At 62.6% G+C, this 7,630-nt stretch carries 9 protein-coding genes; 6 read left to right on the top strand and 3 right to left on the bottom strand.

What is annotated here, in order from left to right; genetic code table 11:
• Both EOD15_RS24025 and EOD15_RS24020 read left to right on the top strand, forming a co-directional pair.
• The coding region (locus tag EOD15_RS24025) for an HlyD family secretion protein (protein WP_148129628.1) at positions 1–989 on the top strand (989 nt) is incomplete at its 5' end.
• Positions 990–1,295: 306 nt separating this feature from the next.
• Positions 1,296–2,828: a DHA2 family efflux MFS transporter permease subunit gene (locus tag EOD15_RS24020; RefSeq protein ID WP_127322630.1), complete on the top strand. Its 1,533-nt coding sequence runs from the start codon at positions 1,296–1,298 to the stop codon at positions 2,826–2,828.
• Between the two features lie 2 nt (positions 2,829–2,830).
• Here the strand turns inward: EOD15_RS24020 and EOD15_RS24015 are convergent, their stop codons facing one another.
• Together EOD15_RS24015 and EOD15_RS24010 are read right to left on the bottom strand one after the other, a co-directional pair.
• Entirely contained in the window at positions 2,831–3,340 is a 510-nt protein-coding gene (locus EOD15_RS24015; RefSeq protein WP_127322629.1) for a CAP domain-containing protein, read from the bottom strand.
• A gap of 19 nt (positions 3,341–3,359) precedes the next feature.
• Positions 3,360–3,755 (bottom strand): helix-turn-helix domain-containing protein, encoded by a 396-nt coding sequence (locus EOD15_RS24010; RefSeq protein WP_127408891.1) that lies wholly within the window; start codon positions 3,753–3,755, stop codon positions 3,360–3,362.
• Positions 3,756–3,861: 106 nt separating this feature from the next.
• Here EOD15_RS24010 and EOD15_RS24005 point away from each other — a divergent pair, with 106 nt between their 5' ends.
• The 4 genes from EOD15_RS24005 (at position 3,862) to EOD15_RS36945 (ending at position 6,446) form a co-directional block, all read left to right on the top strand.
• On the top strand, positions 3,862–4,566 hold the full coding sequence (locus EOD15_RS24005) for a glutathione S-transferase family protein (protein WP_127408890.1): 705 nt from the start codon (positions 3,862–3,864) through the stop codon (positions 4,564–4,566).
• A gap of 191 nt (positions 4,567–4,757) precedes the next feature.
• Complete coding sequence (locus EOD15_RS24000; protein ID WP_127322473.1) at positions 4,758–5,582, top strand: DUF2189 domain-containing protein; 825 nt, start codon at positions 4,758–4,760, stop codon at positions 5,580–5,582.
• 14 nt (positions 5,583–5,596) lie between these two features.
• Complete coding sequence (locus EOD15_RS36950) at positions 5,597–5,965, top strand: hypothetical protein (protein WP_245463751.1); 369 nt, start codon at positions 5,597–5,599, stop codon at positions 5,963–5,965.
• Positions 5,895–6,446, top strand: a complete 552-nt coding sequence (locus EOD15_RS36945) for a prolyl oligopeptidase family serine peptidase (protein ID WP_245463750.1) — start codon at positions 5,895–5,897, stop codon at positions 6,444–6,446. The genes EOD15_RS36950 and EOD15_RS36945 overlap by 71 nt, the downstream gene beginning before the upstream one ends.
• 180 nt (positions 6,447–6,626) lie before the next feature.
• On the opposite strand, the gene EOD15_RS23990 is transcribed toward EOD15_RS36945, so the two are convergent.
• The coding region (locus tag EOD15_RS23990) for a pilus assembly protein (RefSeq protein WP_127408889.1) at positions 6,627–7,630 on the bottom strand (1,004 nt) is incomplete at its 5' end.

Raw genomic sequence — 7,630 nt, 5'->3', positions numbered from 1 at the left:
ATGTCTGGGTCACCGGCGGCCGCTATCAGGAGACCGAGAACGCCAATCTGCAGCAGGCTAAGGTGTCGATCGCTTCCGACACGGCCGGCCGCATCGTTAAGGTCGACATCTTCGATAACCAGCTGGTCAAGCAGGGTGACGAGCTGTTTGCCATCGACCCGGAGCCCTACCGGATCGCGCTGGCGCAGGCCGACGCCGCGGTTGCGGGGGCGCGTCTCAATGTCGAGCAGTTGCGCGCGGCCTATGGCCAGTCGATGGCTCAGCAGAAATCCGATGCCAGCCAGGTCGCCTTCGCCCAGTCTCAGTTCGACCGCGCCGCCGATCTTGCCCAGAAGGGCATCAACGCCAAATCGTCGCTCGACGAAGCCAAGAACGATCTCGACAAGGCCAAGCAGCAGCTGGCGGTTGCCGAGCAAGGCATCATCAGCGCCAAGGCAGGCCTTGGCGGCAATCCCGACATCGAGACCGACAAGCACCCGACCGTGATGGCCGCGCTCGCCGCGCGCGACAAGGCGGCCTATGACCTGGCGCAGACCACGGTCAAGGCGCCGGCGGACGGCATCGTCAGCCAGGCCTCGTCGTTCAAGGTCGGTCAATATGTCGGTTCCGGCACGCCGCTGTTTTCGCTGGTCGAGACCGGTGACACCTGGATCGATGCCAATTTCAAGGAAACGCAGCTCACCCACATGAAGCCCGGCCAGAAGGCGGAGATCGTGGTCGACACCTATCCAGGGCGCACCTTCGAGGCGACGGTCAAGGCGATCGGCGCCGGCACGGGAGCCGAGTTCTCGCTGCTGCCGGCCCAAAATGCCACCGGCAACTGGGTCAAGGTCACACAGCGTATCCCGGTTCGTCTCGAACTGATCGATGCGGACGCCAAGATGGCGTTGCGCACCGGCATGAGCGCCACCGTTACCGTCGACACCGGCGTGGCGCGTGGCCTGCCCTCGATCTTTGGTCACGCCACGGCTGGCGAGGCCGCGCAGTAACGTCAACAGATTGCCGCAGGACCAGCGGCGGAGGTGAATAGCAGGATTGGTCTGATGGGAGGAGCTGGAAGGATCAGCGTTTTGGCGCTGCCGCGTCGCGGCCTGGCCGAAATCTGAAATCTCCGAGGCAGACTCGTCGGTCCTCATGTTTCCGGGCGGCAGGCATCCGCTCATCAGAGACTTTCAGTCGATGTAACCCCCACATCGACGATCGCGTCCCACCGCGACTAGGGTCTCTCAACGGAAGGCGTTGCCGCCCGGAAACCCCTTGTACACGTTTTTGTTACCTGCTGGAAGTTCCACGCCATGAGCACGCCCGAACCCTTCAAAGAGGTGCCGCATCGCGGCCTGATCACGGTCGCGCTCATGCTGGCGACGGTCATGCAGGCGCTCGACACGACGATCGCCAACGTCGCTCTGCCGACAATGACGGGCGATCTCGGCGCCTCGCCGGACAACATCAACTGGGTGCTGACCTCCTACATCGTTGCCGCCGCCATCATGACGCCGGTCACCGGCTGGCTGGCCGACCGCTTCGGCCGCAAGGAACTGTTCCTGACGGCAGTGGTCGGCTTCACCATATTCTCGATGCTGTGCGGCATCGCCTGGAGCCTGGAGAGCATAGTGTTCTTCCGGCTGATGCAAGGCGTGTTCGGAGCGGCGATCGTGCCTCTGTCGCAAACCTTCCTGCTCGACATCAATCCCAGGGAACGCCATGGCCAGGCGATGGCCATTTGGGGCGCCGGCATCATGCTGGGGCCGATTCTGGGCCCGACGCTGGGTGGCTGGCTGACCGAGAATTTCAACTGGCGCTGGGTGTTCTTCATCAACCTGCCGGTCGGCATCGTCGCCTTTCTCGGCATGGCCGCCTACTTGCCGGCCGTTGCCCGGCGGGTGCGCGGCTTCGATTTCTTCGGCTTCGCCATGATATCGCTCGGCGTCGGCGCGCTTCAGCTGCTGCTCGATCGCGGCGGCGAGGTCGACTGGTTTTCCTCGGTCGAGATCTGGATCGAACTTGGTCTTTCGCTCACCGGCTTCTGGGTGTTCATCATTCACACCATGACCGCCGAACACCCCTTCATCGATCCCAAGATCTTCCTCGACCGCAATTTCGTGACCGGGCTGGCGTTCATCTTCATCATGGGTGTGCTCATCCTGGCGAGCATGTCGCTGTTGCCGCCGATGCTGTCGACCATCTTCGGCTATCCGACCGTCACCATCGGCGTCGTCATAGGGCCACGCGGTGTCGGCACCATGATTTCAATGCTGGTCGTCGGCCGGCTCATGAGCAAGATCGACGCCAGGATCCTCGTGGTGATCGGCTTCCTCCTGACCGCACAGTCGCTCTACACCATGTCCAGCTTCACGCCGCAGATGGACAATTGGCTGATCATCAGCTCCGGCGTCATCCAGGGCCTGGGGATGGGAATGGTGTTCGTGCCGCTGTCGACCGTCGCCTTCGCCACGCTTGACGTTCGCTTCCGCACCGATGCCACGGCCCTGTTCAGCCTGGTGCGCAATCTTGGCTCGTCCATAGGCGTGTCGGTCGTGACGGTCCTGATGGTGCGCAACACGCAGATCAATCACACCGAGCTTTCGGCCTTCATCAACCCGTTCAACCCCAATCTTTGGGCGGTCTCTCCTGCCGCCGCGAGCGGCGATCCGACGGCGCTTTCGCAGGTCGATCGCATGGTCAATCTGCAGGCGATGATGATCTCCTACGTCAACGACTTCAAAATACTCATGGTGATGACGCTGCTTGCCATCCCGTTTGTTTTCCTGCTGCGCAAGCCCAAGCAGGCGTCTGCCGGCGGCGCGCCGGCAGCTCATATGGACTAGCTCTATTTTCCGAGCACGAGGCTCCAGTAACGGAGCTTGCTGTCGCCGCCGTCGCGCACATAGGCAAGGCCGAAGCGGGTGAAGCGCGGGTCGAGCATGTTGCGGCGATGGCCAGGTGAATGCACCCAGATGTCGAACAGCTTCTCGAGGTCGAAACGACCCTCGGCGATGTTCTCCGCCGCGGCGCCGGAAATTCGATTGTCCTTGACGCGCGAGGCGAAATCCTTGCCCCAGCCGGTGGTGTGGCTCATGCGGCGGCGCTGCGCCATGTAGCCGGCCTGCTGCAGGGCAGCCTGTTCGAGTTGCCGGTCGGCGACCAGCGGCGCGAGCCCCGCCGAGGCGCGGATGCTGGCCAGCGTGCTGGTGGCGGAGGAGGAGACCCCGGCGCCTTCGCCTGACGGCAGTGAAACGGTGCTGCAGGCGGCGAGGCCCGCCAAGGCTGCGAGGCCGGTCAGCACCATGCGCCTGTGCAGATTCGGGATCGGGTGGGTTTCGATTTTCGCTATGGTCATGCCCCTGAGATAACGTCGATCATGGCTTTTGCCGGGCAGGGCGGCGAAAATCGAAGATGTTAGGCGGCAGTATCGAGATCTGCGTCCGAGGACCGCCCATCCGGTCGTCTTCCGTATGCACCCACCACGACCCGAGCGCGTCGATGAGCGGTACAAGCCGGCGGCCAGGCGCCGTGAGGTCATAGTCGACCCGCAACGGATAACCCGGACGCACCGTGCGCCGCACGATGCCGGCCTCTTCCAGCTTGCGCAGTTCCAGGGTCAGGATGCGATGCGACACCGTCGGGTTGTCACGTCTCAGGTCACTGAACCGCTTGGTCCCGTCCTTCAGATAATAGAGCAGCAGTGTGGGCCAGCGGCCGCTGAGCACGCGCATGGTCTCTTCGATCGGGCAGCGTGAGACGACGTCTTTCATGGGCGGATCCTGGTTACAGAATTGTGCGTAATTTACATGGGACGACAAGCGTTTAGGGTCAAGTTTCGCTGCGCGGCGTGATCCTCTCAATCACGGAAGAAAACAAATGGAACCTATCCTCCTTTACGGCTTCCCGGCGGGAAGCTCGATGGGGCTTGTCGCTGCCTTCGAACGGATCGGGCAACCCTATCGCCTGTGCCGCGTCGACATGCTCACCGAGATGAAAAACGATGCCTATGCCAGCATCAACGATCGTCAGGAAACGCCGGTGCTGATCACCGACGAAGGCCGGGTGCTCACCGAGACAATGGCCATCGCCTCGTGGCTCGAAGCCCGCGACACACAGCGCCGCATCAGCTTCGAACCGCGCACGCCGCAAGCCGACCGCATGCACCAGCTGATGGCCTTCGTGAACACCGGTTTCACCGCCGCCTTCAGCCCGCTCTGGGTGGCATTGGAAATGGCGGCGGATGAACCGGCGCTGAAGGCGACCTTGCGGGAGTTCGGCCGCAAGGCCGTTGCGGAACGTCATGATCGGCTCGATGCGATGATCGCCGACACGGATTTCCTGGTCGGCGACCGGCTGACGCTGGCCGATACCACGCTGATCGGCGTGGCGCGCTGGGCGGAGTTTCACCAGGCGATCGACGGCGCTGCCTATCCCAAGCTGGCCGGATTGCGCCTTCGCATCGAATCCGATCCGGCCGTGCGTTATGCGCTGGCTGTCGAGGATGGCGAACAGCCCGCCGGTTCTGGCGCCTGCCTTGGCCACGTCCCCCTGACTGAGGTGATCGATCGCTTCGCTTCATAAGTTGCCAGCCGCGCGGCGCCAAGTGCATGGCGGCGCGCGGCGCCAAGTCTGCTGCCGCCCGGTTCAACCAGCCGTTACCGGTGGACTTGGCGACAACTGCTTCTAAATCGGCTAGGATAACGCTGTACGAGAAATGGCAGCTCCGGGCGGCCATCCAGGCGGTGACCGCCCCGACACACGGGAGGAAGGTTATGGCCGGCTTTCATGTCATGGCAGACGCACGTGGAATGCATGTGCAGCCAACGGTGCGCCGCATCACCACGTCGGAACTTTGGGACGCGCTGCGTCTCGGCTTCGAGGATTTCTGGGCAAAACCATCGCACTACGTGTTCCTGTGCCTGATCTATCCCATCGTCGGCTTGATCCTGACGCAGTGGACGTCCGGCGCCAATGCCATCCAGCTCATCTATCCCCTGATGTCGGGTTTCGCGCTGCTTGGGCCATTTGCGGCCCTCGGCCTTTACGAGATCAGCCGCCGGCGCGAGTTCGGCATGAACACCTCCTGGCGGCACGCGTTTGACGTGCGGCGCTCGTCCGCGGTTCCGTCGATCGCTGTCATCGGCGTCATGCTGGTGGCGCTGTTCCTGCTGTGGCTCTACACCGCGCAATCGATCTACACTGGGCTGTTCGGCGACCAGCCGCCGGCCTCGATTGGTGGCTTCATCCGCGACGTGCTGACCACCAGCAAGGGCTGGACGCTGATCCTTGCCGGCAATGCCGCGGGCTTTGTCTTCGCCGTAGTCGTGCTGGCCACCACCGTGGTTGCCTTCCCGCTGCTGCTCGACCGTGACGTCGGCGCCGTTTCGGCGATCGAGACCTCGGCCCGGGCGGTGATGGCCAACCCGCTGCAAATGGCGCTGTGGGGCTTGCTGGTCGCCGTGCTTCTGGTGATCGGTTCGATCCCGCTGTTTGCCGGGCTCGCCGTCGTCATGCCGGTGCTCGGCCATGCCACCTGGCATCTCTACCGCAAGGTGGTCGAGCCCGAGCGGGTACAGCAGATAAGGCGGCCGATGTAACGAAGAAGGCACCCATGGCCTTCACCCTGCCGAGCCTGCCCAACAAGATCGTCTGTCTGACCTGCCTTTGTATCGGTAGCTATCTGCATGCCGCGCCAGCGCGCGCTGACCAGCCGGTGCAGTTTGAAAGCGCGGCTTCGGAGCCAACGTCATTTCAGAAGCGCATTGCGCAAGCAGGCGGCAAGGTCCCGAAGGCCGTTCCCGGCACGCCGCTGCAGGGGTATTTAACGCGGCCGCCGGGTGAGGGGCCGTTCCCGGCTCTCGTGGTTCTGCACGGATGTTCAGGTCTGCCCGAAAACCTGGTCCGAGCGACTGTCCTCCTGGGGTTACGTCGTCCTCGTCGTCGACAGCTTCAGCACCCGCGGCATAAAGGAGACCTGTGATGGCCTCCACTCTGTTGATCGCGTATATGACGCCTACGGCGCTCTGGAATTCCTATCGAAATACAGTTTTGTCGACCCGCGGCGCATTGCGTTGATTGGGTTCTCCGCTGGCGGGAACGCAACGCTCGAGGCCTTGCAATCTGGTGGAGACGAGCGGCTTATGGAGCGCAAATTCAAGGCTGCGATCGCCTACTATCCGGATTGTTCGGCAACGAATGGCGACATGGCGGCCCCGACCTTGATACTGATCGGCGAGCTTGACGATCGGACCCCCGCCAAAATTTGCCAGGAGATGATGACGCAGCGCAGCGGCAAGGGAAGCTCCGTACAGCTTGACGTCTACCCGGGTGCTCGTCACGGATTTGACTCCGCAGGATTGAAGACTGGCATCGAGACCTATGGTCACCGGATGCAGTACAATGCGGCCGAGCAATCCATCCTTGCCTCTCATGCATTCCTGAAAGACGTCTTCGGCGGCTGATAGTGGCGACTGCCGTTTTGCACTCTCAGCGCTGCGCGTCTGTCGCCATCTTCAGCGCGAGTGCCTTCAGCACCGTGCCATCATCCGGCGCCGGATGACCGATTTTCGCAACCGATGTGCCGATCGAGACGGTGGGCGACCGGCGCTTTCACTACCGCTGACGCCCGAAACGTGGCCTCTTCATTTCGCGAGAGTGATGCGGCGACTGGCATACATCTCGCGATTTCCAAGCATGGCCGTGCAATCCGTCCTGACGGACGAGTTTCCCGTCATCAGCACGGTCTTGCCGACAAGCCTCAGACAATCGCCCTGACTGCTCATATCTGAGTTGCCAGCGTAGGAAATGGGCGCGTCAGGCGCATAGACGAAACCGCTGATCGTGGAATTTGCCCCGCCATTGAGCGTCAAGGCGGACGTGTTCCCGTGATCCTCGAAAATGGTGATGCCGGCATAGGGGCCGCTGGTGGACGGGGAAAGGTCCACCTTCTCATTGGCATTTATGTAGAGCTGTGCGCCTTCCATGAGGAATATAGTCACGCCGTGGCCTGTCAGGCTACCGTTGCCGCCGGGCTTGATGGTGGTGCCGCGCAGGATGTAGACGCCCGGATCAAGTGTGATGTCCCCCGACAATGTCTTGTCGCAATACGTGCCGGGCGACAGCGTGTAGGTTTTGCCGTTCGGGACCGGCAGACACAATGTGAAGGGGGGAGGGACGACGTCGGCCAGAGGATCAAAAGACGCATATTGATGTTCGAGCGGCATTCCACAGGTGAGTGTGGCGTTGGGTGACGAAAGCCCGGAAGTGCCGCCGACAGTCGAGACGCAGCCCGCTGAAACCAGTGCGGAACCGCCCCTGTTCACGGCGTCGGGCGCATCCGAGTTTGCGGCGATCACGCAGTTGCTCATCGAGACGTTGGTCGAGCCCTGCAGGCTCACGGCGGCGGATGCCTGGGGATCGAGCGCCAGCACGCAGGCTTGCGCGCCAGGCTCAAGTTTGACCGAGGCCGAGCGGTGGGCCTGCCAAGCGGGCGCGCCGCTGATGAAGCTTGCTCGGCTGATTTTGGACGAAACCGAGATGTAGTAGGCGCTCGGGTCGCCGCTCGCGGCTGCCGAAAAGGCGGAGACGCTGCCCGAATATTCTTGCTGGTCGGCACAAAGTATTCGCCCGGCATGACGGCAGGTGA

It is taken from the genome of Mesorhizobium sp. M7A.T.Ca.US.000.02.2.1 (genome assembly GCF_003996995.1).
Classification (GTDB): Bacteria; Pseudomonadota; Alphaproteobacteria; order Rhizobiales; family Rhizobiaceae; genus Mesorhizobium.
This window is presented reverse-complemented; position numbering and strand designations above follow the sequence as displayed.

Coding starts and splice junctions, on each gene's coding strand:
- EOD15_RS36950 (WP_245463751.1), top strand. CDS start 5,597: ATGGCCTTCACCCTGCCGAGCCTGCCCAACAAGATCGTCTGTCTGACC.
- EOD15_RS24020 (WP_127322630.1), top strand. CDS start 1,296: ATGAGCACGCCCGAACCCTTCAAAGAGGTGCCGCATCGCGGCCTGATC.
- EOD15_RS24005 (WP_127408890.1), top strand. CDS start 3,862: ATGGAACCTATCCTCCTTTACGGCTTCCCGGCGGGAAGCTCGATGGGG.
- EOD15_RS24015 (WP_127322629.1), bottom strand. CDS start 3,340: ATGACCATAGCGAAAATCGAAACCCACCCGATCCCGAATCTGCACAGG.
- EOD15_RS24010 (WP_127408891.1), bottom strand. CDS start 3,755: ATGAAAGACGTCGTCTCACGCTGCCCGATCGAAGAGACCATGCGCGTG.
- EOD15_RS24000 (WP_127322473.1), top strand. CDS start 4,758: ATGGCCGGCTTTCATGTCATGGCAGACGCACGTGGAATGCATGTGCAG.